Source organism: Mesorhizobium sp. M0011 (genome assembly GCF_040324155.1).
Classification (GTDB): Bacteria; Pseudomonadota; Alphaproteobacteria; order Rhizobiales; family Rhizobiaceae; genus Mesorhizobium.
Genome location: NZ_JAMYVQ010000016.1, coordinates 1 through 26,772, shown reverse-complemented (window position 1 = coordinate 26,772; position 26,772 = coordinate 1). Strand labels below are relative to the sequence as shown.

The 26,772-nt window shown below is 60.5% G+C and carries 22 protein-coding genes and 1 pseudogene; 8 read left to right on the top strand and 15 right to left on the bottom strand.

From position 1 onward, the window contains the following. The first annotated feature begins 376 nt into the window (after positions 1 to 376). The 3 genes from NKK51_RS18225 (at position 377) to NKK51_RS18215 (ending at position 6,707) form a co-directional block, all read left to right on the top strand. The gene (locus tag NKK51_RS18225; RefSeq protein ID WP_352554169.1) at positions 377 to 2,884 is read left to right on the top strand and encodes an ABC-three component system protein; all 2,508 of its coding nucleotides are present in this window, start codon (positions 377 to 379) and stop codon (positions 2,882 to 2,884) included. A 98-nt stretch (positions 2,885 to 2,982) separates the two neighbouring features. Further along, positions 2,983 to 3,576 carry an ABC-three component system middle component 1 gene (locus tag NKK51_RS18220; RefSeq protein WP_352554168.1) on the top strand — a complete coding sequence of 198 codons (594 nt, stop codon included), beginning with the start codon at positions 2,983 to 2,985 and terminating at the stop codon, positions 3,574 to 3,576. Next, entirely contained in the window at positions 3,573 to 6,707 is a 3,135-nt protein-coding gene (locus tag NKK51_RS18215) for an AAA family ATPase (RefSeq protein WP_352554167.1), read from the top strand. Before NKK51_RS18220 ends, NKK51_RS18215 begins: the two co-directional genes overlap by 4 nt. A gap of 929 nt (positions 6,708 to 7,636) precedes the next feature. On the opposite strand, the gene NKK51_RS18210 is transcribed toward NKK51_RS18215, so the two are convergent. From NKK51_RS18210 to NKK51_RS18190, 5 genes are all read right to left on the bottom strand, one after another. Next, positions 7,637 to 8,344, bottom strand: coding sequence for a hypothetical protein (locus NKK51_RS18210; RefSeq protein WP_352554166.1), 708 nt, complete (start codon positions 8,342 to 8,344; stop codon positions 7,637 to 7,639). A 32-nt stretch (positions 8,345 to 8,376) separates the two neighbouring features. Then, positions 8,377 to 9,558, bottom strand: coding sequence for a gluzincin family metallopeptidase (locus NKK51_RS18205; RefSeq protein ID WP_352443026.1), 1,182 nt, complete (start codon positions 9,556 to 9,558; stop codon positions 8,377 to 8,379). Positions 9,559 to 9,637: 79 nt separating this feature from the next. Next, positions 9,638 to 10,360, bottom strand: coding sequence for a TfuA-like protein (locus tag NKK51_RS18200; protein ID WP_352554165.1), 723 nt, complete (start codon positions 10,358 to 10,360; stop codon positions 9,638 to 9,640). Positions 10,361 to 10,365: 5 nt separating this feature from the next. Then, positions 10,366 to 11,520, bottom strand: a complete 1,155-nt coding sequence (locus tag NKK51_RS18195) for a YcaO-like family protein (RefSeq protein ID WP_352554164.1) — start codon at positions 11,518 to 11,520, stop codon at positions 10,366 to 10,368. A gap of 23 nt (positions 11,521 to 11,543) precedes the next feature. Then, the gene (locus NKK51_RS18190; protein WP_352554163.1) at positions 11,544 to 14,705 is read right to left on the bottom strand and encodes an AAA family ATPase; all 3,162 of its coding nucleotides are present in this window, start codon (positions 14,703 to 14,705) and stop codon (positions 11,544 to 11,546) included. 662 nt (positions 14,706 to 15,367) lie between these two features. Between NKK51_RS18190 and NKK51_RS18185 the strand changes: the two genes are divergently transcribed. Further along, complete coding sequence (locus NKK51_RS18185; RefSeq protein WP_352554162.1) at positions 15,368 to 15,898, top strand: hypothetical protein; 531 nt, start codon at positions 15,368 to 15,370, stop codon at positions 15,896 to 15,898. On the opposite strand, the gene NKK51_RS18180 is transcribed toward NKK51_RS18185, so the two are convergent. Together NKK51_RS18180 and NKK51_RS18175 are read right to left on the bottom strand one after the other, a co-directional pair. Next, positions 15,895 to 16,212: a hypothetical protein gene (locus NKK51_RS18180; RefSeq protein WP_352554161.1), complete on the bottom strand. Its 318-nt coding sequence runs from the start codon at positions 16,210 to 16,212 to the stop codon at positions 15,895 to 15,897. The two genes, NKK51_RS18185 and NKK51_RS18180, sit on opposite strands and share 4 nt — an antisense overlap. A 603-nt stretch (positions 16,213 to 16,815) precedes the next feature. Then, positions 16,816 to 17,178 carry a hypothetical protein gene (locus tag NKK51_RS18175; protein WP_352554160.1) on the bottom strand — a complete coding sequence of 121 codons (363 nt, stop codon included), beginning with the start codon at positions 17,176 to 17,178 and terminating at the stop codon, positions 16,816 to 16,818. A 416-nt stretch (positions 17,179 to 17,594) separates the two neighbouring features. Here NKK51_RS18175 and NKK51_RS18170 point away from each other — a divergent pair, with 416 nt between their 5' ends. Beyond that, positions 17,595 to 17,885 carry a hypothetical protein gene (locus NKK51_RS18170; RefSeq protein WP_127297388.1) on the top strand — a complete coding sequence of 97 codons (291 nt, stop codon included), beginning with the start codon at positions 17,595 to 17,597 and terminating at the stop codon, positions 17,883 to 17,885. 512 nt (positions 17,886 to 18,397) lie between these two features. On the opposite strand, the gene NKK51_RS18165 is transcribed toward NKK51_RS18170, so the two are convergent. Further along, on the bottom strand, positions 18,398 to 18,652 hold the full coding sequence (locus NKK51_RS18165; protein ID WP_352554159.1) for a hypothetical protein: 255 nt from the start codon (positions 18,650 to 18,652) through the stop codon (positions 18,398 to 18,400). Between the two features lie 368 nt (positions 18,653 to 19,020). Here NKK51_RS18165 and NKK51_RS18160 point away from each other — a divergent pair, with 368 nt between their 5' ends. Continuing rightward, positions 19,021 to 19,293 carry a hypothetical protein gene (locus NKK51_RS18160; protein ID WP_127297385.1) on the top strand — a complete coding sequence of 91 codons (273 nt, stop codon included), beginning with the start codon at positions 19,021 to 19,023 and terminating at the stop codon, positions 19,291 to 19,293. A gap of 716 nt (positions 19,294 to 20,009) precedes the next feature. Here the strand turns inward: NKK51_RS18160 and NKK51_RS18155 are convergent. Then, on the bottom strand, positions 20,010 to 20,183 hold the full coding sequence (locus NKK51_RS18155) for a hypothetical protein (RefSeq protein WP_352554158.1): 174 nt from the start codon (positions 20,181 to 20,183) through the stop codon (positions 20,010 to 20,012). 593 nt (positions 20,184 to 20,776) lie between these two features. Here NKK51_RS18155 and NKK51_RS18150 point away from each other — a divergent pair. Together NKK51_RS18150 and NKK51_RS18145 are read left to right on the top strand one after the other, a co-directional pair. Continuing rightward, positions 20,777 to 20,893 (top strand): annotated as a pseudogene (locus tag NKK51_RS18150) (amino acid synthesis family protein); the annotation flags it as partial. Between the two features lie 399 nt (positions 20,894 to 21,292). Further along, entirely contained in the window at positions 21,293 to 23,488 is a 2,196-nt protein-coding gene (locus NKK51_RS18145) for an adenylate/guanylate cyclase domain-containing protein (protein WP_352554157.1), read from the top strand. A gap of 11 nt (positions 23,489 to 23,499) precedes the next feature. Here the strand turns inward: NKK51_RS18145 and NKK51_RS18140 are convergent, their stop codons facing one another. The 6 genes from NKK51_RS18140 to NKK51_RS18115 all read right to left on the bottom strand — a co-directional run. After that, positions 23,500 to 24,018: a YHS domain-containing (seleno)protein gene (locus NKK51_RS18140; RefSeq protein ID WP_352554156.1), complete on the bottom strand. Its 519-nt coding sequence runs from the start codon at positions 24,016 to 24,018 to the stop codon at positions 23,500 to 23,502. Positions 24,019 to 24,031: 13 nt separating this feature from the next. Then, complete coding sequence (locus tag NKK51_RS18135; RefSeq protein ID WP_352554241.1) at positions 24,032 to 24,622, bottom strand: ankyrin repeat domain-containing protein; 591 nt, start codon at positions 24,620 to 24,622, stop codon at positions 24,032 to 24,034. Between the two features lie 152 nt (positions 24,623 to 24,774). Beyond that, entirely contained in the window at positions 24,775 to 25,287 is a 513-nt protein-coding gene (locus NKK51_RS18130) for an OmpA family protein (protein ID WP_352554155.1), read from the bottom strand. A 10-nt stretch (positions 25,288 to 25,297) separates the two neighbouring features. Next, positions 25,298 to 25,957, bottom strand: coding sequence for a L,D-transpeptidase (locus NKK51_RS18125; RefSeq protein ID WP_352443206.1), 660 nt, complete (start codon positions 25,955 to 25,957; stop codon positions 25,298 to 25,300). 188 nt (positions 25,958 to 26,145) lie between these two features. Next, positions 26,146 to 26,484, bottom strand: coding sequence for a hypothetical protein (locus NKK51_RS18120; RefSeq protein ID WP_352554154.1), 339 nt, complete (start codon positions 26,482 to 26,484; stop codon positions 26,146 to 26,148). A 98-nt stretch (positions 26,485 to 26,582) separates the two neighbouring features. Beyond that, positions 26,583 to 26,772 (bottom strand): hypothetical protein (locus NKK51_RS18115; RefSeq protein WP_352554153.1); only part of this gene is annotated, 190 nt, incomplete at its 5' end.

The window sequence follows — 26,772 nt, the reverse complement described above, 5'->3', positions numbered from 1 at the left end:
ATGTTACGCCTGCACACCAAGGCAGTGTTACGTCACGCTGGGGTATACCCTGAAGGGCCCATTGGGGGCCGCGAAGAGACCGGCAGGTTCCAGGGAGTCGACTTGAGAGAGCCGCCACTCCCGACCACGGTCGCGCCTGCGGACGTCGAAACAGAGACCGATACAGAAGTACGAAAGCATAGGACTGCAGTCGATTTGGCAAGAGCCAATAAAGCCTTGCGTCATTTCGCCTGCCTCTCCATAACGTTATCCGCCGACTGTTAGCGACAACATGGTCGGAAATGGGGGAATCGATTGGCAACGATGCGTGCGATATGCCACGCCAAAATTAAGCTGTCGGAACGGCACACGCGCAGCACCGAAGGCGACCGGTCCGTTGGCTGATGCGTTGCTTCCGCAGGATATTCTCGATGGCGCGGCTGTCCGTGATCGGCCGAACCTGTTCGTAATCGGGAGCTTCGATCGGCGTATCACCTTTTATTCGCAGCAGGTCCGGGGGCTTTCTCTGGTTCATGCGCTGAAGGATCTGGGTTACCTCAACGCGAATCCGCGGATCGCCGTGGTCGGCGGCGGTGCGGCTGGCGTCGCTGCAGCGGCAGCTGCCGTGCTTGTTACGGAATCGCAGATCGTGCTGTTCGAAAAGGCCGGGGAGCTACTCCCCCTCCAGTCGACGACCGATCGCCGACGGCTCGATCCGCATATCTACGACTGGCCGGCGCATGACACGACGGATCCCATTGCAGACTTGCCAATACTGGACTGGGAGTCCGGATCGTGCCGTTCGGTGCGTGACGACGTTCTTGTGGGATTCAATGACATCGTGGTCAGGCTCGCGCCAAGGTTGCAGCCTCGTGTGCGCCATCAGGTTACGGCGCTCAACGTCGTACCGGATGGTTACCAGATCGAGTTCACCGATCTGGATAGCCCACTCCCCGCGCCAGGGAACGAGCTTCGCGAGCAATTTCACATTGTCTTGCTCGCGGTCGGCTTCGGAGTCGAGCCAATCGAGCCAGTTCCAACCATACAGAGTGCCAGCTACTGGACCGACGCCGGCGTGCCGGTTGCCGAGTTCGCGGGCCGACCGACTCCGCGCTTCTTCATCAGCGGAGCGGGCGACGGTGGGCTGATCGACTTCGTTGCCGCCGGCGCGCGCGATTTCGATCATGCGGGCATGATCCAGCTGGTTTCGAGCCATCCGGGGATCACTGCGCTGAAGCCCGCCCTTGCCGCAATCGATGTCCGGGCACGTGCGCGGGACGCTGCCGGCGCCCGTTTTGATTTCTTGGCGGCTTATAATGCCGAACTGCTGCAGCCGCTTAGCGACATTGGCCTAGTTGCTGCCGTCGCGCAGCAGCTGCGGCCTGGGGTCAGGCTGACGCTGCAGACACAGCACGCCGAACTGTTTGAAGTGTCAACCGCAACGCTCAATCGGCTCGCCGCCTATCTCACCATCAAGGCGATTGAGGGCGACCCGCAACGCACCTTTCGGCACCTGCAATGCGAAGCGGTTGCGCGAATGGCTCCGCCTGACCCAGCCCCTGAAGTCGCAGATTTCTGGCTCGATTGTGCCGGCGAGAGGGTCGCAGCGGATGCTGTCATCGTTCGCCGAGGCCCACGTCGAGATGTCGTCCGTGCTCCGTTCGCTGCTCATTTGGTAAGCCACGAAGCAATCCATAAGGAGTGGTTGACGCGTCATGGCGAGGCAACACTCGTACCGAAGCTGTCGAGCGCTGCGCGGACCTTGTTCAGAGAGGCTGCGCGCAAGGCGGACATCCCGCTCGCTCCGAGACTTCAGCGGCTGGCTGCGCATCAGCTGCCGATCTCAGTGCAATTGTTGCGCGAGGGAGGCAGTATCCGGTGGTCGGGCGCGATACCGGCTGAGCAGCTCCTGCGCTCGTGGAGCGAGCACCAGCCTTTTGAGATCATCCTTCCCGATGGCCCCGAATATCTTGGATCGGTGGCGGGCGCGGTTCTGCGCGTTGCCTGCCATAGTAACAATTGCCGGTTGCATGCGGCACCAGGGCAGTGGAGTCAGCATGTCCGGGCGCTCAGTGTGGAGTCACAGCACGCAGAGGGTATGGCGATGCCGGCCATCGTGGCCGGCAATCCCGGCGGTGCGGCTCAGAATCCGATCATGCTTCCACCAGATATTCTCGCGCGCAGGATTCACCGCTCGCTCGATAGCTGGTTGCTGGAGCGTCTTGATGCGCATCTCCAACCCTTCTTTGCCAGCAATACCGACCCTGGTCGACCTATTAACCTCAAGATCGCCACCGATCTACGGGCCGTCATGGCGGCTACATGGGCGACTTGGCACGCTTCGTTCACTGACGAGCCGGTGCTCCTCGGCCATTTCCTTCGCTTGATGATCTGCGCCGTCGACGATGACGATAATCGCGACGCCGCGCAGATTCTGGTCGGTCCCAACAAATGGGCGGTGATCCTGCGCGGCACTGCCGTCGCCCTCGCCATTGCCGCCGCCTGGGAGGCCACATCGCCGAAGGGCATCAGGCCCGGCAATCTTGTTCGCCTGCGCAATGGCGACAGCGCATGGGCCGGACATGGCTGCGCAGCCGATATGATCAATGGAGATGAGATGTCATTGTGCGCCGCGTCTTTCATGTGGCAGACTCAATTCGTTATTCTTGTCGTCAAAAGTGCCATCGAGGTCAGCCGCATCGCCGAACGCCCGTTTGCGCGGGTCGACACCGACCAGCCGGGGCTCAGCGAAACGGCAGGCTCTGGTCCGGTGATCATGTCAGTAAGCCGCGATTTCGTTGACGCGGTGGCGGCTGGTTTGGTCGAGCTGCGCGCGTTGCTGGCTGCCGTGGAGGCACGGCATTTCGAAGCGCTGGAAAAGACGATCGTGAAAGGCGCAGCATGACGGAAAGTTCGACTCTGTCACCCGGACTGGCGAATTTCGCCGAGCGGCTTCGCGCAGCGGCGCTGGCGCTCAAGTTGAAGGTTGAGGATCGGCCCGAATTGGCGCGTTCGATCTTCAACGGCGGGTCGACGAAGTCGACCACGCTCAGTCCGACCGATCTGCCGGCGGAGAGTCATGCCATTCGGATCAATCGTTTCAATATCGTGCTTGGCATTCTTCCTGACGTTCCTGCGATGGAAGCGGTGCTCGAGACGCTACGACGATACCGAAATCAATGTGTTGTCGCGCGCTCTTTCCTGGGGGCGAACGAGACGCTCGACCTGCAGCTGATGCTGCTGGGACCGCGGGCAAGCGAGCGGCAGGATGCCTGGCGGGCTATGGCTTTGATGGTCGAACGCGACGACCGTGTCGCACGCAAGCTCGCCTGGTTGCGGCCGGAGGATCCCAAGCGGGACGAAGAGAGCTTCGCCGATTTTCTCAAGCGCACCTTCCTCGCCCGACCATGGATGCATGCCGAGGGCCAGTTCGAAGATGCGGCGCTCGACGAGCTGAGCGGGACTGGCGCCACAGCGCCGGGTTTGCCGCGGACGACCGCCGACGAGTGGGAGCGCATTGCGCTCGATGAGAAGAAATCGCCGGACGACATCGTTACGGCACTGGTCAGGGCCTGGGAGCGGAGGGGACAGGCATGAGCGAGATTTTTCTATCCCGCGTCGCGATCCATGATTTCCGAACCTTTGGAAACTTCGAGATCGACATTCCGGCGGCGCCAGGCCTGGTTCTGCTCACGGGAACTAACGGCCTCGGCAAGAGCAGCTTCTTCGATGCGATCGAATGGGGCCTGACCAGCAAGATTCGCCGTTTTGAACCCTATCTACAGAAGGGCCGAAAAAAACTTGTCGAGAAGGATTATCTCACCCGGCGTGGAGCCGAGCCGGGATCGCATCGCGTGGCACTGACCTTTTCGGAAGGTGACCTCATCAAGCGCAGTGCGACCGGCGGTACCGCAACGGCGGACATCGTCGCGCAGCTCGCACGTCCCGATCGCCGCATTATCAATGATCTGGGCACGTATCTCGCCCTCACCCATTTCCTTGGGCAAGCGGCGCAGCAGCGGTTCACTAGCCGAGATCCCCAGGATCAGTGGCAAGCGCTCAAGGGACCGAGCGGCATCGACCGGCTCGAGCGCATCCGCGCGGGCCTGCGTGGGCGGCCGACCATCACCGCGTTCACCCGTCGGCTAGATAAAGAGCAAGGCATGGTAGCCGAACTCGAGCGCGAAATCGTGGACTGGCAGGGACGGATGACTCGCCTGAACAGGTTACGCGCGGCGGCGCGCGCGACCGGTGTGCTCACCGCAGTCGAGGTTGCTGCGGGAATTGACCAGCTCGAAGCTGACCTTCGGCAGCTTGTCGCCGATCAGCCGCTTGACGTCACAACCGCCGATGCTGGACAGCGTCTTTCAGCGCTCGGCGACCGCATCGGAGACACGCTGCGATCATTGGGCGACCGCAAAGCTGTGCTGGAGACCTTATCGACATTTCCAGCGCGATTTGCGATCAGCCAAGCCGAAGCGCGCCTCGACCATCCCAGCCTCGTACGGCTGCGAAGCGCAATAAGCGACGCGCAGGCACGACTCGATCGCGTATCCCAACTTGTTGCCACAACCAGCGATGCGGTCACGGCCCAGAATGCCGCGATAGCCACGATCGAACGGAATATCGCCCTACTTGGTGCGGCGCGGACCGATCTGGCGCGCCGTACGCAACTCGCAGAGCTGCGAGCGAAGGAAGCGCAGGATCGTAAGGCGCTTGCCGAGGCGATCGCCACCCATCGCAGGACGATCGCCGACGCCGATACAGTGATAGACCAATATAGCGACGCCGCAGCTGAAGTCGCGCGTCTGAGAAGCCTTGCCGGCTCGGCGCGCGCGCTCAACGAAGCCATGGCCGAGTGCGCAGATCTTCAGACGGAGTCTCGGGCGGCCGACACCGCGCTTGCCCAGGGGCACGAGGCAGCGGCCAGCGCCGCTGCCTCTCTCACTCCGCTCGAGCAGCGGTTGGCCGATCTCAATGACCGGATATTCGGCGCTGAGCGCGAACGTGCCGAGGCCGACCGGCACGCAACTGCGATCAGCGCCGCCCTGTCACAGATCGCCAGCCATGTTCATGAGGACGATACCGACTGCCCGGTGTGCCGAACGCAGTTCGAGCCGGGAGTCCTTAAGGCACTGGCGGAGGCCGCAGCATCGGGGAGCGATCATCGCCTCGCTCAGGCCGACGATGCGCTCGAGACTTTGCGGAGCGAACGTCCCGCACTCAGCGATCAGATCCGTCGCCTTCGAACCGAGGTGGCAGCTGTCGAGGGGCTCGAGCGGGCGGCAGCCGTAGCCGCAGACGCTGTGACGAATGCGCGCTCCGCCATCGCCCGGACACTTGAAACGTCTCCGGACGGCGATCTCACCCACCTTGCCGCGACGCGGGTGCGCGACGCGGATGCCGCGCTCGCGGCGGCGGAGGTAGCGCTGGAACCGCTAGCGGCGAGTGCCGCTGCTGCGAGCGAACAACGAACTTCGAAAGCCGCCGATCTCGATGAGCTGATCGCGCGTGACAGCCAATTCGGAGCCCGACTGACGCAGTTTGAGGGCGAAGATAAGGCGTGTGCAGATCGGATCGCGGCGCGCAATCTGTCAAACGTAACGATCGGCGAGCTTGGGATCAGGCTGACGACGGAACGCGAGCGAGGCGAAACCGCAAAGGCACAACTCGCCACACTTTCCGAAGCGGCGAACGCTGCGGTCGCGGAAGTTCAGCGGGAGCGAGCCGCACTGGATGCCGCTCAACGCGAGCTTGCGGCAGGCGAGCTGGTCCGCGGAACCGCCGAGCAGGCGGCGTGGCAGATGCAGCAGCGTTGGACCCGAGCGGGCCTCAATAACAGCCCGGGCCAAGCCGAGTATGATCGCGGTATTGCGGCGATCGAGGCCGTGCTGGCCGGACTGCGTTCGCTCGCCGAACGGCGGCTTGTGCTAGCCCGCGACAATGAAGATGCGCTGCTTCAGAACGAGATCGACGAGATCGTCGCGTCAATGCAGACAGCGGGTGGGGATAACGGCGTGCGCGAACCGGCGGCGCATCTTGGTGCACTCAAGACAAAGCTCGAGACTGCCCGCGCGGCGGTGAAGCTCACCACCGCCACACGAAGCGCAGTGAAGCGCTATTCGGAGAGTTTGCAGGCACAGGCGGACGATTTTTCCGCGCGCGTACTCGATCCACTCAACGAGGTTATCGACGACTTCAACGAGGCGATGCTGAGCACGCCCGGGGAGAGTATTCAGTTCAAGGCCGACACGCGGGTCGATGCGACAAGCTTCGGTATGGCACTGCGCTACCGAGAAAAGGTGGAGAATGCGATCGAGACGAAGAAGGACCTGCCGCCCCAGGTCGTGCTGAGCGAAGGCCAACTTGCGGCCAACGGCTTCAGCATCCTATGTGCGGCGAGCACCGCTTACCCCTGGTCGCGCTGGCGGGCACTGCTGCTTGACGATCCACTTCAGCATAATGACATCATTCACACTGCCGCCTTTGTCGACGTGATGCGCAACATGGTCGAGTTGAACGGCTATCAGCTGATCATGTCGAGCCACGATCGAGGCGAGAGCGATTTCATCGCGCGAAAGTTCGATGCGGCCGGCCTCCCCTGCTCGACCGTGTTTCTGACAGCCCCATCGGACAAGGGCGTCGTCTGGGTCCCAACCGAAAATAATCAGGCAGCGGCGAGGGTCATGCGACGGGACATGCAGGCATCGAGCGCCAACAGCGCCTGACGCTACGTTCGATGGCGGCGCTGGCGAGCTAAAAGTCGGATAAAGCGCCGGCCCGTCGATCGGGATCGATGCTCCAGCTCTGTGTATGTCTGTCTCGATCCGATCGGCGATGTCGAGCGGTGGCCGGTTGTCGCGGTGTGCGACCATGTGCAGAACGTCGCGGGTGATGAGGACGAGTGCATCCGACGTCGGGCCCCTAAGAATAATTGGCTTCCAAGCGTTCTCTTGCAAAGGCGGGCGGTCGGCAAGGTCACAGGCAGGGTCACGGAGGGCTAGTCTAGGTCGGACTGGAATGGCCGGTTTCGCGAGCGGCGAACGGCACAGTGAACGACCAGAACGAAAGCGCGAAGTGGTCATTGGCTGAAGATCAGGATGAATGTCTGCAACTGGCCGCTTCCTGCCTGTCCGGTTTCGGGCGGTGCATTCGGAAAGCGGACACACTCCTTGACTGCGCGGCGGCTAAAATGCCGTTTGCCGGACACGCCAAGGATGCAGAGGGCCTCTTGTATATCGATGTGATGAATCCTTCGCGTTCGTGTCGATGATCTCGGTCGGCGGTGAAACGACAAGCATTGCGTTGCGCTCGGATACCGCTACCCGCGGGGCACTTGGCCTGTGCACAACCGTGAAAACATCAAAAATCACCGCTGTCGCTTTCTTCGACGATTTTGGAGGTAGGGCCAAGGTGGGGAAACTCCCGTCGCCAGTTATGTGGCCGAGCCGATACGCGCGACGCCCGCCCTCTAGACCGAGGACAGCCCGAGACGAAGCCACGGAACGTCGGTACCCAACCCGCGGATGAGAGTCTGATCAGCCGTCGTCTCTGAGTTCCACCCCCGCCCTGTGCAGCTTCGGCCGATCCCACTGCATGGCAAACCTGCCAAGCAGGCGAGCCTCTTGCCTTCAAGGTTGACGGGGAACATGAGAGACTAGTCGTTCAGCTTTCCGCCACGGTGTCCCATCGTCATCTTGGATGCGTACATCGTCGGTGAACGCTTGCCTGGAAGGTTCGCCTCGAGGACGATCTGCTCGATAAACCCCTGGTTCATCTCGAATTCCACGCATTCGTCAAGCTTATCGACAAGCCAGAGCATATATTTCTCTGGGCCACCCTGTTTATTAAATTTCTTATCATATCCGCAATCGTCGAGAGGTATCATTTGAGGGAGAACTGGAAGAAGCATGATCTTCGGTTTTGGAAGATCGAAGCAATGTCCCTCATATGAATACCCGACAATAATTCCAGATGACAGCACCTTTCCGCTCTTATATGCTTCATCGAATGATACCACAGTGGAAATCACGATGAATCCGATATTTCGCACGGCTAAGGAAATCTGAGTCGCGTAGCCAAACTCATCGGGAAATCCGCTAATTCTTCGATTTGCAATCAGATTGAGAAATTGTTCCTTAGTAACTTTTAAATCACTCAATTGCTGTAGAAATTGGTCATTTTGACTTACATCATCCGATTGTGATCGAACTGATATTGCGAAGTCTGCGCTCTCAAGGTTTTTTGGATGGTTGGGGTAAACAAGATCTCCGCCGCCCGGGGCGATACCGTAAAGCCTGACCTGTGTTGCGTTGTAAGCGCCTGATGGAAACGTCAGTGTCGGTCGGTGATAGTCGTCGCTCATTTTCCTCGCTCCTTTTGTTGCAATCGATCAGTTCATAGAATCTCTCGCCATCTGAAGTTTTCTTCAAGCCTTTCCGCAAGCGCGGGCGCCACCCGGTCGCTGGCATCGACCAGCGTGGCAGCGGCATTCTCGAACGACAGGTCATCTGCATCGAGGCGCGGCCAGGCCTGAGCAAGTGCGAGGGCCACTTCGTCCCTTGCTCTGATCAGCATGCTCTTGAACATGAAGGGCCGAGCGCGAAAGGCGCGAGACGTGAAATCCGAAATGCGCTGCATGTCGGATTGGTCGACATCCTTGATATCGATCCCCAGCAGCCGCTCGTCGGCCAACCCCTCGTGCACCAGTGCCGCGTGGTAGACGTCGACGATCGTGTCGAACACAGCCCCCGTGAATGGCCGTGACCTGTCATGGATTTCCGCCGTCACCTCCGACATGCGGCGTGCGTTGCTGGCGAGGCGGATCTGCCGATCGCCAGTCAGCTCGGCAATCCGGTTCAATTCATTGAGAACAAGCAGGTTGCCATTGCAGTGCCGCAGCAGCCGGTCCATGCCGCTGTCGAAGTTCAGGAAGGACAAGAGCGAGACCAGATCCGAGCTGGCTTCGTGGAACGGTCCGAAATCGCCTTGAGTCAGGCCGCCGGATGGTGTCCCGAACAACGAAAACAAGATGGCGTGGCCGACCTCATGTGCGATCACATCGAAGTTGAGCGCATAGGGATAGTTGCCTCCGTCGATGCCGCGCTCCCGGCCGAGTTCCAGATAGCCATAGCCCGATTGCGCATTCTCCCAGTCGACGAAGGGGATGATTTCGAGCCGCTCGTACGTCTCGGCGAAATACCAGACAATCGGTTTGCCGAGGTAGCTTTCCCAGATGTCCAGCACGCGGCCGACCGAGGCGAAGGCGTGCGCAGAAAGGAACTGCCGCGAGGTCAAGGAAAGCTGATCGAAATGGCCGTCAAAGCCAGCCTCTGCAGGTGGAAAGATTTCGCCGACAAACGGTGGCAGATAAGGGTAGTCATAAGGCTCCTTGTCGAGGAGCGGATCGCGAACGTAGATGCGGTGATCTTCCGGGCCGGAGCGGATCAGATCGGGTGGAGTAGAAATCCATACTGTTTCGGGTGTTCCGTAACCCGAAAGGTGAGGGACCTGCGGGTAGACCAGGAACCGCGTTCCCAGCAATGGATCTTGCGCAACGACACGATCGACCGCGTCCAATCGCTTGGCCCCCTCTGAGGCTACCACGCTATCACGGCGCTTACGTTGCGTAAATCGTCGGCCCCAAAGAGGTCAGGGCCTATAACGCCAGCCCCGCATCATCCATATCCCTGGAGAAGGCCGAGGTTAGCTGTAATTCCGGCATGCGGTGTGCTTTTTCAAATGCTTGCTCCCGCAAAAGTTCGAGTGCCCGCAGGGCATCTTGCTTTTTTTGCTGGACGAAAGCCGCGCCGAGCTCCTTGCACAAATTCTCGACGTCGTCCTTGCCGTCGTGCGCCTCCCGGACCATCCGTGCCAGGGTGCGCTCGCGAAAATTGACGGCCTGTGCCGCACCCTCGAGCCTCGCCTGCTGTTCGGGTGAAATCACCCCGCGCCGGCAAGCAGCGCGAAGGGTCCGGCGCAGGTCAATCAGCGCATGCGTCAATTGAGCGAAATTCACCTCGGCCGGTCCATGCAATACCGCTACTGCGTCGTCGGGTGCAAAGGCGAAGCGGCGATACCATCGGTAGATAAGCCCGACGCCTTGCATATGGGGGAACAGCTCGGCTGCTCGAAGGGCACCCATGCTGGCCGCGCCGACGACGTGAATGCCGCGGCTGAGAGCCCACAGGATTTCCCTGTGCCGAACCGCCGGCTCGGTCTGAAAACCGCCATCTATGAGAAGGATCGCACTCGGGTCGAAATGCTGCACGGCCGAAACGATCGAGCCTTGCACGGCCGGGGGAAGGCATACCGCATCGACGACCTTCAATGCGTCGGAATGCGACACGGTAGGGCCGGTGAAGACGAGTTTCGGGCGCATAATCCCTACCCCTGCAAGAGCGGCTGCAAGGCAGGGATGACAATCCTGACAACCGACAGGGCGTCGAGCGGTTTCGTTCCCACCCGGATTAGGTGAACCGCATCGAACCCTCTCTCTTCGAGAATTGCCAAGAGGACCGACAGCCCATCCGACGCCGTGTTGAACTTCTGCTCGGCGAGCGCGCGGAAATCCACGCTGCGCGGGCCATCGCGGAGGAGCCGGCGATGCGCTGCGATCATCTGCCGATCGGGGTATTTCGGATAGGACGCGCGCGTCAGGTCATCGCGCGCGCCCGAGATCGCCGCCAGACGGGCCTGGGCCGCTTCGTAGATGGCGTGCGCCGCCGCGCCGACAGGACTGAAACCGGCGGCCGAGCCATCAGCCGGGTGATCCAAAAGGACCGTTTCCGTCGGTTCGTCTTCCAGCAGATGGCACCACACCACCGGTATGCCCAACGGCGACAAAGCTTGCCAAAGGCCGACCAGCACGTTCTTGGCCGCCAAAGTTTCCAGGAGATCGCGGAGCGACGGATCATCGATCGTCTCGGGATCGATGCGTTGACGGTGGAAAAAACCGTGGGTGCGGTATGCCGTGGCGATCGCGTCGCGTTCGATGCATTCAAGCATGCCATGAACGATGGCATCCGGCTCCTCGAAACCTGAAGCCAAACCGCTCGTCGATGCCGCAAAAATGCCGTCATGGGGCAGCGACGGTAACACATAGGCGGTGTGCACGAGTTCGAACGGGACCAGGTCGCGGCTGCCGGTAAGAAGATTGTCTGCGACTACCCACGCCGTCTCCCTGCCACGCCATCCGGGCGCGGTGCCCCACTGGAGATGCCTTTCGAAACGACCTGGCGGGATGCCCAATTGATCGGCACAGCCGACGACTGGTTTGAAATTCGCCACCTGCTCTGCAAAGAAGCTCTCGGCCGATTCCAGCATGGCCGATATCGCGGCTTGCGCCAGGGTGGCGCCCTTGCCTTGTGCGACCGCATTGGAGAGCGAGAAAGGTCTTGTCACCTGCACGACCGGGATGCCGAGCTGGTCGAGCCCCGTAATGTCGGCGATCCGCGTGATGCCCAAGCCTTCGCGCATCTTCATCAGGCTCGCCAGCGCCTCGTCGGGCGGCGGACCAAGGCGTTTATATCGCTCCAGCATCGCGGATGCTCTTGCAGGGCCGGCTAGTGCCGAACGGCCGATTCGGGATTGACGATCAGCGCGGCGCCCGGCTCGAGAGCGGATTTCGCATGTTCGACCCGATCGCGATAGCGCGACGACAGTTCAGGCGACAGGCCTGATGATTGAAGGGTCTCGTATGTACTGACGAGGAAGGGCACGGCGCTTTGCTCCGCGGCTATGGCAATGCTCTTTTCGAGGGCAGCGATTACGTCCGCCTCCGCATCGCCCTGGAGAAGAAGTAGCTCCGCCCTTCGCCTGTAGAGCTCTGCCAGCCAAAAGCGGCTGCCGCCGGCCTCGGCCTGCGCCACAGCCGAACCCAGCAGCGCGAGCGCCTCATCGACCTCGGCATTTCGTGTCAAAAGCTCTGCCAGCATGCCGCAATAGACCGGTTCGTCCTCAGGCGTCTGGAACTCGCCATGGAGGCCAAGGCCTTGCCGCATTTTTTCCCTGCCGCTCTCGACCTGGCCGGCGTTGCCGTCGCACCAGCCTTCGAAGATTTGCGCTGCGGCGGCGAGAGCGGGCATATAATAGCGCTCCGTCAAGTGGCGCAGATCCGCTATCACTCTTCGCAGCATCGAAAAATCGCGGCGATAGCAATGCAGCATCGCCTCGTTGAGATAGGCATGCGCGATGCTGCCGGCGTGTCCGGTTTGCTGCGCCCAGCTCCTAGCTTCCGACATTGAATGGATCGCGCTTGCCGGCTTTCCGGCGAACCAAAGCGACAAGGCGCGGTGGGCGAGCCCGCAGACCCTCGCGTCATGCCCGCCGAACAACGCAGCATTGGCTTTGCCCTGGCCGTGCTCATAGAGCGACAGTCCGGCGTCGACGGCCGCGATGCAGCGGTCGTGGCGGCCAAGATTGAAGTCGATTGCCCACACGCAATGCCTGGCCTGGAGTTGCACTTCGGCATCCTCGACATCCCTGAGATCGCTGAGCACGACTTCCGCGCGCTCGCCGTCCATGACAGTATCTGTGAACCACCAGCCCCAATAGATCGGGAACCACTTGGCCCGCTCGGCCACCGGCCGACGCCGGGCGATCACCACGCCGTCCTCGTACAATTTGCGGGCGGGCGCCGAGTTCGGACCTTCGACAGCGGTCAGGATGGGACCGAGCACGATCATTGCCGATAGCCGCAGCGCGTCTCGCGTATCGGCTGCCGCAACGCGCTCGCAGAGCGCCAATGCATGCTCGAGTATCTGCCTCGCTTCCGCCATTGCCGAGCGGGACGAGCTTTCCGTGCCTGCGATCACGAACTGAGCGATAGCGTCCTCCAGAAGGCCTGCGCGCTCGGCGTGCTCGGCAACCTCGGCGGTGCCCAGCCACCCGGCCAGGTTTCGGTTGCGGCTCACCGCGGCAAACAGGCGGCGATGCAACGTCTGCCGTCTCTTGCGCAGCGTTGCGTTGTAGATCGTCTCCTGGATAAGCGCATGGCGCATGCCATAGACCGGAACGCCGGAAGGCCGCACGCGCATCAGGAACCCGGCCTCGCTCAGCGAATCCAGCGCGTTTGCGATGATTTCGTCGTCGAGCTCCGGCAACAGGGCGCGCAGCAATTCCTGATTGAAACGATTGCCCGCGACGGCTGCGGCGCGCGCGACTTCGCGTGCCGGCCCCAGCGTTTCGAGCCTGGCCTCGATCACGCTTTCGAACACCGAGGCATGACTGCGCGTCGAGGTCTGCGCCAGCCGATCCGTTGCCGACGCCGCGTTCTCCGTCACCCACTGGCAGATTTCTTCGATGAACAGCGGGACGCCTCCGGTCACGCGTTCCACCATTTCGAGCAATTCCGGGGAAGTTGACGGCTTGCCTTGCGGCCACATGGCCGCGATCGCCAGCCGGGTTTGCTCGCGGTTGAGCGGCTTTAGCGAGATGTGCCTTGGATTCGATGCTGCCAGCCAGCTCCCGGATTCAGGGCGCGTGGTCGCGATGACAAGCGCCGGGAAGTGACGGGCTGACTGTGCAAGCTCAGCCAACAATTGTCTCGACGTCAGGTCGATCCAATGGATGTCCTCGACCACCAGGACGATCGGTCCGCTGGCGCACAGGGCTTCGAGCGAGTGGCGAACCGCCCAATTGGCTTTCGCGCGCATTGCCTCAGCGTCGATTTCCCTGAGCATCGGATCGGCTCCCGCAGCGCCGAGCAGGAACGAGAAGATGTCGATGATTTCGGGATCGCGGACGTCATGATCGCGGAATACTTCCGCCACGGCGGCAGCGCTCAGCTGTCCTTCGTTGCCGGCGAGATGGCCGCGTACGTTCTGTAGCAGCGGATGCAGCGCCGAGCGCAACCCGCCGGGCGTGCACTGGAAGAGCAGCAGTTTCGCGCGCTGTTGACGCGTGCGCCGGCGCACTTCGTGAAGAATACGCGACTTGCCGATCCCCGCCTCGCCCTCGATCACCACCACGCCGCCCTTTCGTGCGACGGCACTGGCCCATGCTTCGGCGATGGTGGCGAGCTCGGCCTCGCGATCGACAAGCGGACTGCTCAGCCGCCCGAATGCGAAGAAGCGGTCGACCTCGCGCTTGTGACTCAGCGCGCGCCAGACCAGCTCCGGCTCGGCAAACCCCTTGATCGCATGGGGCCCCCTGAAGCTGAACACATGCGACCGTCGCGCCAGGTTGCGCGTCGCGTCCGAGACCATCACCGTATCCGATTGCGCGATGGCCTGGAGCCGCGCGGCCATCGCGAAGGCAGGGCCGGTGACATTGTCCTGACCGGTGTCGGCGTCACCCTTGTGGATCAGCGTCATCGATGTCGCAATTCCGATCCGGACATGTAAATCGGTGCGGCCTTTGTCCGAACCGACGCGCCTGCAGGCGTCGATGATTTCGAGCCCGGCCCGGATCGCCAGCGATGCTGCGTCCTTGGCGTCTATTTCGGCAGGAAACAAAGCAACGCCGCCATCGCCGACCTCGACCTGGACGGTTCCCGAGCACGACGCGACCGCCTGTCTCGCCGCCCGCTGGAAGGCTGATATCAGTTCCTCGAACTCTTCGATGTCCAGGATGGCAAGAAGGTCGGTCGATCCGACCAGGTCGTAGCAGAGCGCGGTCAGTATCCGGCGCTCGTACCGGGCTTCGGACGCATTGTTGCCGTTGCCGCCCAGAAAACCTGTTGCCACCGAGGCCGCCGGCAACGCGACGGGACCCTTCTCCGACATGCTGCGATTTCCTCTCCGAGCGCAGTGACCGCAATATTAGCATGATGCTGTTCACAAAACACTTGATCCGTGGGCAGGGCAGGAAAAAGCCGATGCTGAGATCATCATGGGGCCGCTTTTGGTGGGCGGCCGGGATGACTGCGATGACCAAGATGCGTCGCAAAGCGGACACCAACGTAAGCCCAACTTATACTTCATCAGCCGTTCAGCCGTATGTCATATTGACGTTTAGGCTCGCCGCTACCTTGTTACAAATGGTTGATGTCAACGCAGACGTTACGCAACGTGTCGTCACAACGTTAGGGCACGTCAGGCTATACCCTGATTATCAGTAGTCGTCGAAGTGTCAGACAGGCACCGGTCTTGCAATTCCGTTACTCGATCCCGCTCTATCCCGCCTCGTCGGGCCAAAGCCGTGTCTGTCAAAGAGTTTCAGCGCTTGCTAGCGTCTTTCGTGCTACGCCGTCCCGCCCTATACCGTAGCGTTGCGTTGCAAAAACCGTAGCAGGACGTTCGCGGGCTGTTCCTCTTTCACCAGCGTTCTTGGCTAATCAAGAAAACCCTAATAAGCTTGGCCTTGATCGGGGGATCAGGCCTGTGGGGGAAGATCCTAGTTACAGCAAAGCAATGGCCGAACTCGCTGCCATGCGAGCACGGGGATATTGAGCAGCCTGATTTTGAAGCCGCGCGAAGCCTATCTGAAGGATAGGTACGGTGTTACCGGCCAACGCTCACCGATCCGGGTGCAACCATCCACCGCAAACGGGAAAGCCGAGGGTGGGGCAATTCAGAAAATGCTGGCTTTTATCGTGATAGGATTTGCCGCCTGGGCTTTGCTCAAAGCCTGCTCGCTTGATCGACAGTCGACCCCGGACGTTGCTGCCGTGAATATGCCTGTCGACGGCTTGCAATGCTTCAGCGGGTGGGACGGTTCCAGCGGTGAACTGGTCCGTATGGTCACGGATCGGCTTCGCGATCCTGACTCTTTTCAGCACTCAGAGACAAAGACATCCAAGCCGGACAAGAGTGGGCACCGTACCGTTCTCATGGAGTACCGTGCGAAGAATGGCTTTGGTGGCTATACTGTAGGCTACGCTACCGGATCACTGAAGATATCCGATTGCACCGTCACCAACTTCAGTTTGGTGGGCAATGAGACCACCACCATGAGGCAGCGGGCTTGCGCCCCCTAGACGCGCGCAGTGCCACTCTCCCGGCTGCCAAAATGCCGTGCCGGTAATGCGGCCGGTCGATCGTCACTTCGCCCTTGGTCTGATCCGCAGCCTACCTCAATGATTCCGACCAGTGCGCGAACAAACTCAACCACATCGTTTGCCGTGACGGCGGCCTTGTCGGGACTTTGCCCAATCCGCTCGGCGGCTGCGCAACATGACAGGCGGATGAAATCGTAGTGTGAATCTCTTTCATCCTCCGGCATCGCTGCCAATTTCATCGCTTGTCGATAAATCAACCGCAGCAATTGTTCGAGAGCTGCTCCGACACTCATGCGTGTGCTCCGCATTGGTCTACGGTCCGCCGGCTCCGAGGGGCGCGCGTTGGAACGTCGACGAGGAGGTGTTTCCCCCATCCCCCATGCTTTGTGGAAGGCTGCATCACGGCTGTTAATATATCGTTTATCGCTAATATAAGGAGATTCCGCGTCACCAGCGTTGGCAAAGCCCGGCCACCGTGAGGCAGCGGGCCGTCGCCGGGGCTGCCTGTGCAACAAAGGCCGTCGATCCGCGTTGAGGCTCGTCTCAGTGGAGCTTCGAGAATGGACCCGGCAACCGCAGCAGTAATGCTTTTACTCTCTTGCAGCCCAGGCGAGGCCACCGTCTGCACGCCCATTGAGGCCGCGCCGACCACATATGCGTCGTTGGACGCGTGTCGGGCATCTCTGAAAGACAGGCTCGCAGGTACGCCAAACGGGAAAATGGTCGGACGATGCCATCGTGTCGACGAGACTGTCACCGGTTCATTGCCCGCCGGGTACACCACCGTTGTTGTCACGCGGGGCGTTGGGAGCAAAGCCATCAGCAATAGCTACATCGTTCAACACAAAGAATAGAAACGCCCGCCACCGTGAGGCAGCGGGACAAATGCGACAGCTTCAGGCTGCACCGCTTTCCGAAGGCTTGACCGCGTGTTCCAATGCTTCTTCCGGCAGGAACGACCAGAGCAGCGCATCAACGTCCTCGGGCTGGAGGTCGCCGTATTTGCCAGTGGCGAACTCTTTCAAGAACTCGGCCTTAGTGCGGTGTTCCTCCATGGTGGTGCAACGATAGGCGCACACGGCGTTCAGGGCGTAGCGTTCGGCATCAGAAGCCTCATTGCGCTCGTTGATCGCCTGTTCAAGGCCGACAGCGCTTCGCCGTGCGCGCTCCTCCTTAATAAGCCTTTTCAGCGTCCGCAGATCGGCCTGTTCGGCCTTGCGAAGTGCAACGGTCGACTGCTTGCCGAGATCCGGCGCCACCTTGGCGAGCGTCGTCAGGTTCTGTTGCTGCTCGGCGTACCGGCGCTTGACGTCATCCCTCAGATCGGCCTCGACGCTCTCTAGTTCGCTGTAGCGACGACTGCGCGACTGGCCGCCGCCAATAGACGACGGGACGTAAAGTTCAGCGGTCTTGGGCAGCTACGCTCTTCCAGGTCGGTGGCCACATTGATCGCGGAAATGAAGCGGGCATAGGCAGCGTGCTTTGCCTCGATGAGGCCTTTCAGTTCAGGAGACACAATCCGCAGCATGGAAGCAGCTGGGGCCGGCCCTATTGCGGGCCGCTCCCAAAACGTTCAGGCTGTCCAGCGGGCTTTGGAGGGCCGAGGTGTCGAATTCTTGAACCACGGCAGGCCTGGTGTTCAGTTGCTTGCTCCATCGCAAATAAGCATGCCGGGATGAGCCGCATATCCATCGCCGAAGTGCTTGAGAGCGCCGCCGACCGCATCGCGGACATGTCGCGACCGGAGCTGCAGATCATCCTTCGGCGTGCCGCCCTGATGCTCCGAAACGTCGCAGGCGTGGCGCTTAAGCCGGCGACGGAAGATGCGCTGAACTCCATCGCCGCCGAGATGAAGATCGGCCGGTCGGATCTCATTCAGATTGTGTTGCGTGAGTGGCTGGAAACGACTGCCTATCTGCCAGTCCGGATGATTGAGGAGGAGAGCGAGACGGACGGGAGCGCATAGAGCCGGCGCTTCCGCGATCGCGCTATAAGGCACAAAGGCCGAATCGGCCCATATCTTCGCATGCGGCGGACCTGATTGTCCGCTTGGCCGGCGCCGCACAGCCCAAAAGCTCCCACCCTGGCGTCGGCCGTTTTATCGCTTCGGTTTCAGCTACGGCGTGATGTCCTCGCCCTTTGTGGTAGGCGCCCGTGCATAAGCCGGTCGGCATGTTCCGTGGCGATTTTAAGCAGAGTTGCAGCCGTTTCCTGTGGCGTCCACCCTTGCGCTTCTGAGGCAGTCACGAGAGCCGCGAATGCGGCTTCCAAGGCGACTTCGCAGTTGACCTCACGATCTGGGCTATCCTCTGGCAATATGGGCGGTTCAACCGATTGGGACATGAGGTACTTCTTCAAAGAGAGAAAGCCCGCGCCACTTGCGGGAGGCGCGGGCCGATCGGGAGCCGGTGAAGATCCCGATCTTCGGCAGTCACGGGGTGAGCATCGCGTGCCGCATGCAACAACTTTCAGAGATAGCTAATGTTCCGCGTCACCAGCCGAAGGAGGCAGCACCGGCCCAGTAGTGTTCCAGCGGATGAACTCGACTTCCTTGCCGGTCACTTCCCGCACGGCTTTCAAAAGCACCTCATGTAAGACGCGTGTCTGTCTGTAGTGGTCGCAGTGCGGCGATATGAACGGCTTGACGATGCTCAGGTGCAGCGCTTCCGCTGGCACCAGAAAGCGTTCGATTTCAGCCTGTGATAACTGCTTGGAAGGTTTCGATCTTGGCATTTGTGCGAACTCCGTTTGAGGGGGATCGCCGCAACGGCAGGATTATATTCCTCACTCGGACCTGGACGGCAAGGGCTATTCGGCCAAGCTGCCTTCCCGGTGGTGCATCGCCTCGAAGATCACCTCAAAGACGCTGTCGACCTCTCGTTGATCTCGTCGGCACCGATTCCCTCACGCTCCGCAGATTTCATCATTTCGTCAGCGAGGTCGCTAACCGCCACTGGATCATCAGTCATCGCGTTGGGCAGGTGCTCTGCCATCCACCGATCGAGAAAGCGATCCCGCGTGTGCTCATCAGCCGATAAGTTCAAAGCGCATATTCGGTTCCGCTACTTGACCCGTGAGACGGCCGCACCAGACTCCAGTGCATGGCTAGAGGTCTCAACATCGGCGATGAGGTGGCGATCGACGCCACCATTATTCGACGCGTCACTGACGACAGGATCAGCGTGTCAATACCGACCTACGGATTTCCCCATTCCGTTCGGGATAGCACCACGAAGGTGGTCAAAGGCCAGACCATGGAACTGATCGGCAGCGTCACACGGGTCGAGAAGGACGCCGTAACCGTCAGCCTGGGTGGCCCGGTGGTGACGGTCGCGCTTGATGTTGTGCGGCTGGTAACGCCCACAGTGCGTTAGTCAGCCAAGGACCATCCCAGCGAATACCACAGTGAGGAGCAGTGATACCGGCACGGCTAGCAGACAGCACAGCTCAATGGTCTTGTTATCTTGCCGCTTGTCCATCTCACCGCCTCGCATTGTTCGCTGTGATTTTGACGAACCGGGGTGGCCAATGGAAGCGAATCCGCGCGCGATGGGTTAGAGATGCTGTCGGGCGCTGTATATTAGCAACACCTTGAGCGACCCCCTGCTCATTAACTTGGACCCCCATCCCCGGCAGGCAGCACGGCGGCGAGCCAACCGACGAGCGGGAGAATTTCTACACCTGCCCCACGTGCGGCCAGCAGGTCGACATGCGCGACCTACGCCAAGTCGCTTGGCATGAATTGCCAGGGCACCAGCCCTTGGAACCGGCTCTTTCCACCGGCAGTAGCAGACGTCGGGCAGGAGTCGGCACGATCAAGCAGCCGAAGCATCGAGTTGAGTGACCGTGCCGACCATGCTGGGCACGAGGGTGGGCCTAATGACCAGGCCCCCTACGATACTAGACAATGGCATTGCTACCAATTACGCCTGATGGCCTATGCCGGATAAAGCGGAAGTCGCATGCTCTTGCCGCAGTGCAATAAATGGAACTGGCCTCCATGTGACACATTAACCCTATGAGCGGTCGATTCCCAAGGATGTAGCCGCTTAACAGGTTCGCCGCCGGCGCCCGAATAGGCGGCGGACTTCTAATGGCGCTCCTTCAAAAATCGGGCTTCACGAAGCGGCGAATTCCAGTCTGTGCCGATAAGCTTGATCAGAGCGCGCGCCTCGGGTTCTGAAATGCCGACTTCTCCAGACAAACGCCGGGCAAGCAGTTGCTGATTGCCTTTGTCCACACGCCCATCGCCTTCCTTTTTCATCGGCTCCTCCTTGGGAAGCCAACTTACGGCATGACCTTTCGTTTCACCGAATAAGAAAAAAGCCCGCCGCCCCATTCGCGGCAGCGGCGGGCCGTTTCAGGGATAACGGGACTCGCTGGGGTGTTGGTTTTCCCCTGCCGTCGCGGGCGATGCAAAACAGGTGCCACTAGGGTGAACCAACATGGCATAGCATGCGGGCGGCGATAACATATATGTCGACTAGCTAATGTAAGGGAACGGCCATTGGACAAGTAGAGAACCAAGTGGCACAGCTTGGACCTTCGCTGCGAAATGCAGGACGATAGTCCTGCTATAAACCCGCCGTGCGGGCCTAGCACGACGGGCTTGTCGAATGCGGCGACAACCTAAGAATCGACCGCAATGCATCAACCTGGGACAGGTCCAAGGCAGGTCAGCAGCCTTCCGTGGTCTTTTTCATCTGGCCAGGAGCAGCCGAGTTAGCATAGGTATCCTGTTGACCTGGCGCGGCCTGCTTGGCGCTGCCAGTTTGTTGACCGGAGCGCAGTCCTTGGCGGAGTTCGAGTTCGTTCCACTCGTGGTGGTCGAATCCGTGCCCGGATCGGTCGTAGTGCCCAGCCGCGGACGAGATCGTGGTTGCCATTGGCGCGGCGGACGGCGGACGACTCCACCCGCGGATCGCGGACCGTTTTCAGGACATGAAGGAGATGGAACAGGAAGCCGCCATGTAGTGCCTTGCGCAGCATCTCTTGTCGCGCCGCTGACAATGTCCGGTTTTGAGAATTGGCGCATGGGACCTCAAGTGGCCAACATTGGGCGCATTGCAGCCCGGCAGCGTTGGGGAAGCGGACGGTCGGTTCTCAGCTGTTGAAGGGGTGGAAGCCACATTCAGGATCTGACCCATTCCGGTCGTTCCCACAGCATCTCGGCGTCTCCAAAGTGGACATCTTGTCGAGAGAGCATTCCGTTCAGACCTCGTGGATGGAGGAGCCCGGCGCGTTGCCATTCTGAGTAACACCGCCATCCTCTGGCTATGCATAACATGGTCGCGCACACTCGCGTCCGAAGCAGGACTAGAATAGGCTGGAGCCAAAGCCGCTTGGACCGACCAGGGAAGGCGCAGGGCACGTATGGAGCGACGGCTTACAGCAATACTTGCTGCCGACGTGGTTGGTTACAGCCGCCTCATGGGCGAGGACGAGGTAGGAACGCTTGAGGGACTGAAGAGCTGCCGTCGCGAACTGATCGACCCCGAGATCAAGAAACACCACGGCCGCATAATCAAGCTAATGGGCGACGGCGCGCTCGTCGAGTTCGCCAGCGTCGTCGATGCCGTCCAGTGTGCTGCTGTGATCCAGCGCCGGATGGCGGACCGCAACAAGGGTATCCCCGAAGCCCGGCAGCTCCGATTTCGCATCGGCGTCAATCTCGGCGACGTCATCGTCGAGGGCGACGACATCTATGGAGATGGCGTGAATATCGCGGCGCGCCTGGAAGCGATGGCCGAGCCAGGCGGTGTGCGCATCTCCGGCACGGCGTTCGATCACGCGGTGCACAAACTGGATGTCGGCTTTGCGGATCTCGGAGGGCAGCGCCTCAAGAATATCGCCGATCCGGTTCGCGCCTATCGGGTTCTGCTCGATCCCGGAGACGCGGGGAAGATCTTAGCGGCGCCGCGCCGGCCAGGTTCGCCCATCATCATTTTGGCAGGCGTAGCAGCGCTGCTCATCGTCTTGCTTGCAGGCATTTTTGCATGGCAATGGCAAAAATTCTCCGCGCTTGAAAAGCAATCCATAGCAGTACTGCCGTTTACGAATCTGAGCGGCGATCCTGGCCAAGACTATTTGGCCGACGGCATCACTGAAGATTTGATTACCGATCTTGCGAAGCTTTCCGGGCTGGATGTGATCGCCCGTAACTCCGTCTTCGCCTACAAAGGAAAACCCCTTGTTTTGGCAGATGTTAGTCGTGACCTTGGCGTGCAATTTGTCGTTAACGGCAGCGTGAGGCGGACCGGCGATCATATCCGCCTCAACGCGCAGCTCATCGATATCGCCACTGGCGACAATCTATGGGCTAATCGGTTCAATCGCGGCATCGCGGACGTGTTTGCGGTCCAGGACGAGATGAGCCGGGAAATCGCCAAGGCGCTCGGTGTCCAAGCTTCGGCAGCCGAGAGAGAGCGAATGGCACGCCCGCCGACTGCAAATCTCGAAGCCTATGATACCTACCTCCGTGCGGAGCGGGAGGCGCGCACCGGTCGAGGCGACGGATTGCGCGAGGCGCTTGCGCTGTATGAGAAGGCGCAGAAGCTCGACCCCACCTTCGCCGAGGCCTTTGCCGCCGACGCACGGCTGAGTGTCTATCTTTGGCGCACTGCCTCCGATGATATCATTCAGAGCGCGCTTGCGCGAAAGAGAGCATATGAGAAGGCAAGCCGTGCTTTGGAGCTCGATTCGGATTTTTCATCGCCCTACGCCGTTCTCGGGATTTTGCAGGTCATGGATCGCCGCTATGAAGATGCGATCACCTCGGCGGAGCGTGCTGTCGCATTAGGCTCCGGAGACGCTGCGACGCAAATTGCCGTTGGTTATATCCAGCTGTTCGCCGGCAACCATAACAAAGCGGCATTGGCGGTCGAGACGGCATTGAAACTTGATCCCAATCTGGCTCCGATAGACCGGGAGGTTGTCGGGGTTGTCTTGCTTTTGCTCGGGGACATCAGGAAAGCCATTGAGACTCTCGAGCGCGCTCGCGACGATGCTCCAGAGGCGGGCAGCCTGAGGATTCTGCTCGCAGCGGCCTATGCCCGCGCCGGCCGCACAGAGGACGCCAAAGCGGCGATTGCGGACGGCCTCCGGCTGGTGACGAAGACCGAATCCTTGGCTCGACTGCGGTCGTTGGACGCGTTTCGGAATCACTATGCCCATCTTCGCAACGCTGAAGATTTGGCGCCGCTCATCGACGCCCTCCGCCTGGCAGGACTTCCCGAATGGCCGTTCGGCTTCACCGCCGACGAACAGGACCGGTTGAACGGCGCGGAAATCGCATCTTTTGTTGTTGGCAAGACCTTGAAAGGCAACCTCGAACCGGACGGGCTTCCAGCCATTATGCAGATAGAACAGGACGGCACGGCAGTCTTCCGAACGATGACACGAATGCTCACCGAGAGGGTCTACGTCGATCGCGACCTCTTATGTGAGCATAGCGAAAATATGTTTGGGCGGCCCATCTGTGGTCCCGTCTACAGACGCAGGGACGCTGCCGGCAACGGGTATTCTTACGTCAATACAGGTATGGTGTTTCACTTCGTGACAGTGAATTGAGCTCGCAAGACTCAGGGGTTATTGATCAAGTTCCAATCCGGCACATCGACTGCCAACTTTGCTTCGACGATCGGCCATTTTGCATCGCCCTTCGGAACAAGATCATCGGCATTGTCCGCAAAGGCGGCCGCGTTCCCTTCGTCGTAGATCAAGTAGAGCTTGCCATCGATGACCTTGAACGCTTCCGGATCGACATTGACGGTGACGGATTCGTGGAGTGCGACCTCGCCCGCGCAGTAACCGCCGTATTGAGGAGCGTATTTGGCAGGTTCGCTCATGAACATTTCCCTGTGTTCCTTGCTGGCGAAATGCCACGGCGTGCCAAGCCACTCATAGGAAAAGTCTTCGGAACCCTTCACGGCCTTGCCATCGGTGAAATAAGCGACCGTGTCGTAGCCCATGATCGCCACTCCGCCGAAGTAGCCGGTATTCACCGAGTCGGCCAAGGCAGAGCCTGCACCGGCCATCAAGGTGAGCGCACATATGACTGCCGACGCCGAATTGGAAACCAGTCTAATCGATCTGTTCATCTGCGTTCTCCGTTCAATCGTGGATAGCTTCGCACTTCGCAGCGTTCGCTTCGCCAAGGACGTTCGCCTGGCACGTCGCGCCATGCCGTTTGAATAGTTTTATGATGTCGGTATTGCCTTTCCAGAACGCGCGGGTAATCGGCATGTAGCCATGACCCTCGGCATGGTTCACATCCGCACCTTGCGCAATGAGGAATTCTGCGAGTTCGACATGGTTTTCCTCACCCGCTATCACCAAGGGTGTGACCCCAGACTTGTTAGCCGAGTCTTCGAGCACCGCCCCCTGTTCGAGCAACAGCTTGGCGACTGGGAGACTTCCAGAAAAGGCAGCCGCGTGGAGGGGGGTAAACCCGCCGGAATTGCGCGCCATTACGTCGGCGCCCTTGCTCAGCAGGAATTCCGCAATGGGAAGCTGATCGTCGAGAGCAGCAGCGATGAGGAGCGTTGCCTGGTCGCGTGCCCGGCTGTCGACGTCGGCACCGCCCGCCAAGGCTTGCTCCACGGCATTCTTGTCGCCGGCGGTGATGGAGTCGAACAACGGCTCACCTGCGACTACTCTTGTAGCCGTCAATACCAGCATAGTAAGTGCCAGCAGTCCGCGCATCGTGTAGAATAGCATATTAGCTTCGAATCATACAAGCTGCATTGGGCTCATCGGGGCAGATACCGGCGGACAGCGCGGCCGGATGTCCGCTTTGCAGCCATGCCGCGTCGCGTGTGAGACTCTGATTAGTTGACGAGCAAAACAGCTGCCCCCTACGACTCGTCCCCCTCATCGCGCAAATTAGACACAACGCGGCGGTTCTGCGACCTGCAGGCGGCGTCGGGGCAGTCGCGGACGAGCCTGTCCTTGCCGTAGCCCTTGGCCCACATGCGGTTGCGGTCTATGCCGCCGGCGGCGAGGTAGTCCATCACCGCACCGGCGCGCTGCTGCGATAGCGCCGTTTCACTTGCGCCGGGATCGTCGGCGAAACCCTGCAGCTTGAGCAGCCAGCGCGGATGCTTTGCTAACCAGGCGATCTGAGTGTCGAGGGTGGCCTTGGCGACAGAGTCGAGCGCGGCCGAACCTTGCGTGAAATAGGTGCGGCGGCCGACATTGAGGATAAAATCCTCCTCGCTCCCCGGCTGCACGTTCTGGAAGCCGGCAATCTTGGTGTTGGTGACGTCGGGTGTGGAAGGGGTCAGCGTGTTGCTGGTCGAGCAGGATGCGACGAGCACCAGCAGGCCGGCGGTGAGCAGCCGGCGCGTGTTTTCAATCATGCGGTTCATGAGGCGCCAATCATTCGACAGTTTTGGAAGCGGGCGTCTGGTCGGCGATGTGCGGCAGGACCTCCACCGCGGTGCCGATCGGGCACCGCTGGTAGAGGTCGATGATGTCTTCCGGGAACATGCGGATGCAGCCGCTGGAAGCGTCGGTGCCGATGCTCCATGGCTCCAGGGTGCCATGCAGGCGGTAGCCGATGTCAGCGCCGTCGCGGTACAGATAGAGCGCGCGCGGCCCGAGCGGATTGTTGGACGCGCCGCCTGCGATCATCGGCGGTAGGTCCGGCTTGCGCTTACGCATTTCGGGGGGCGGGACCCATCGCGGCCACAGCGCGCGGCGGTCGATCGTCGCGCGGCCGTACCATTTGAAGCCGTCCTTGCCTACGCCGACGCCGTAGCGGATGGCGGTCTTGTTTTCCATGATGAGGTAGAGGAAGTGGTGGCGGGTATCGACCACGACGGTGCCGACCGGCTCGCTGCTGAAATATTTGACGATCTGGCGATGCCATCTCTTGTCGATCTTGCCGAAGTTGGTCTTGCGATAGACAAAATTGTTGTCGCTGGCGGCACCGGCGAAAAAGGATTTTTCCGTCGCGGCTTGAACAATATTGCCGGTTGCACCGACCGCGACCAGCGCCAGGCCGCCGAGCGCCACACCCCTGCGTGATAAAACCATCGGCAATCCCCCATGCCTTAAGTCTGGCGGACCTTAGTTGAAAATGATTTCGCCTCAAAGTGGAAAATGCTGCAGCGGGCCGGATGCGGACTGGCGGCTTTTGAGCCCGAGTCCGGACCTTCGATACGCCTCGGACTCACGGGCCGAAGCCAATCTTTGCGACTTCGAGCCTCGAACCTGCCACGCATTCAGAAGCCGTACAACGCGATGGCGATTCCGAAGACGATGACGACCAAAATGCCGATGAAGGTCGGTGCGGTTATCATGAAAGCTGCCGGGACCAGGTATAGGTTGCGCCAAGCTAGCGTTGCCGTAACGATCGCGATGATGGGGGAGACCACGAAATAGACCGGGGTACCCCAGTCGTCACCGCCAATGTCGAGCCCTTGCTCAGCGACCGAAGGCACCATCGAAAACCAGCCCAGCATGATACTACCAGCTAACGCCAGGGTAGTGCCGCGAAGATCGCCTCGAACAGCCAGCACAAAGGCCGCCATGGCCGCAATCGTCTGGAGCCCGCCTGTCATGGCCACTGTCCATCCTGCCATCCCGGAGCCCGGGTTTGACACGCCCATGAACACATAGGCTACCAACGACAGACCCAGATACGCCTCCAGCGCCGCCGTTAGAAAGAGGAGCGGCCATACTGCCTTTTCCGCCGCTGATTTGTCTTGCTGCTCCCCGCTTGCATGTTCTGGTCTCCAAAATTCTGGGGGTTGTGTGCGTCAAGTTCTGCAAAATGGGCGATCATGAAGCTGGTCATGCGGCTTGGCGTAGAGCGAGCTTCTTGTGCTCGCGCAGGTCGTCCATGTTGA

What these genes read in the sequence shown, in the direction of transcription:
- NKK51_RS18215 (WP_352554167.1), top strand. Translation starts at nt 3,573, where the DNA reads ATGAGCGAGATTTTTCTATCCCGCGTCGCGATCCATGATTTCCGAACC.
- NKK51_RS18210 (WP_352554166.1), bottom strand. Translation starts at nt 8,344, where the DNA reads ATGAGCGACGACTATCACCGACCGACACTGACGTTTCCATCAGGCGCT.
- NKK51_RS18200 (WP_352554165.1), bottom strand. Translation starts at nt 10,360, where the DNA reads ATGCGCCCGAAACTCGTCTTCACCGGCCCTACCGTGTCGCATTCCGAC.
- NKK51_RS18195 (WP_352554164.1), bottom strand. Translation starts at nt 11,520, where the DNA reads ATGCTGGAGCGATATAAACGCCTTGGTCCGCCGCCCGACGAGGCGCTG.
- NKK51_RS18190 (WP_352554163.1), bottom strand. Translation starts at nt 14,705, where the DNA reads ATGTCGGAGAAGGGTCCCGTCGCGTTGCCGGCGGCCTCGGTGGCAACA.
- NKK51_RS18180 (WP_352554161.1), bottom strand. Translation starts at nt 16,212, where the DNA reads ATGAGTGTCGGAGCAGCTCTCGAACAATTGCTGCGGTTGATTTATCGA.
- NKK51_RS18170 (WP_127297388.1), top strand. Translation starts at nt 17,595, where the DNA reads ATGAGCCGCATATCCATCGCCGAAGTGCTTGAGAGCGCCGCCGACCGC.
- NKK51_RS18165 (WP_352554159.1), bottom strand. Translation starts at nt 18,652, where the DNA reads ATGCCAAGATCGAAACCTTCCAAGCAGTTATCACAGGCTGAAATCGAA.
- NKK51_RS18160 (WP_127297385.1), top strand. Translation starts at nt 19,021, where the DNA reads ATGGCTAGAGGTCTCAACATCGGCGATGAGGTGGCGATCGACGCCACC.
- NKK51_RS18155 (WP_352554158.1), bottom strand. Translation starts at nt 20,183, where the DNA reads ATGAAAAAGGAAGGCGATGGGCGTGTGGACAAAGGCAATCAGCAACTG.
- NKK51_RS18145 (WP_352554157.1), top strand. Translation starts at nt 21,293, where the DNA reads ATGGAGCGACGGCTTACAGCAATACTTGCTGCCGACGTGGTTGGTTAC.
- NKK51_RS18140 (WP_352554156.1), bottom strand. Translation starts at nt 24,018, where the DNA reads ATGAACAGATCGATTAGACTGGTTTCCAATTCGGCGTCGGCAGTCATA.
- NKK51_RS18135 (WP_352554241.1), bottom strand. Translation starts at nt 24,622, where the DNA reads ATGCGCGGACTGCTGGCACTTACTATGCTGGTATTGACGGCTACAAGA.
- NKK51_RS18130 (WP_352554155.1), bottom strand. Translation starts at nt 25,287, where the DNA reads ATGAACCGCATGATTGAAAACACGCGCCGGCTGCTCACCGCCGGCCTG.
- NKK51_RS18125 (WP_352443206.1), bottom strand. Translation starts at nt 25,957, where the DNA reads ATGGTTTTATCACGCAGGGGTGTGGCGCTCGGCGGCCTGGCGCTGGTC.
- NKK51_RS18120 (WP_352554154.1), bottom strand. Translation starts at nt 26,484, where the DNA reads ATGACAGGCGGGCTCCAGACGATTGCGGCCATGGCGGCCTTTGTGCTG.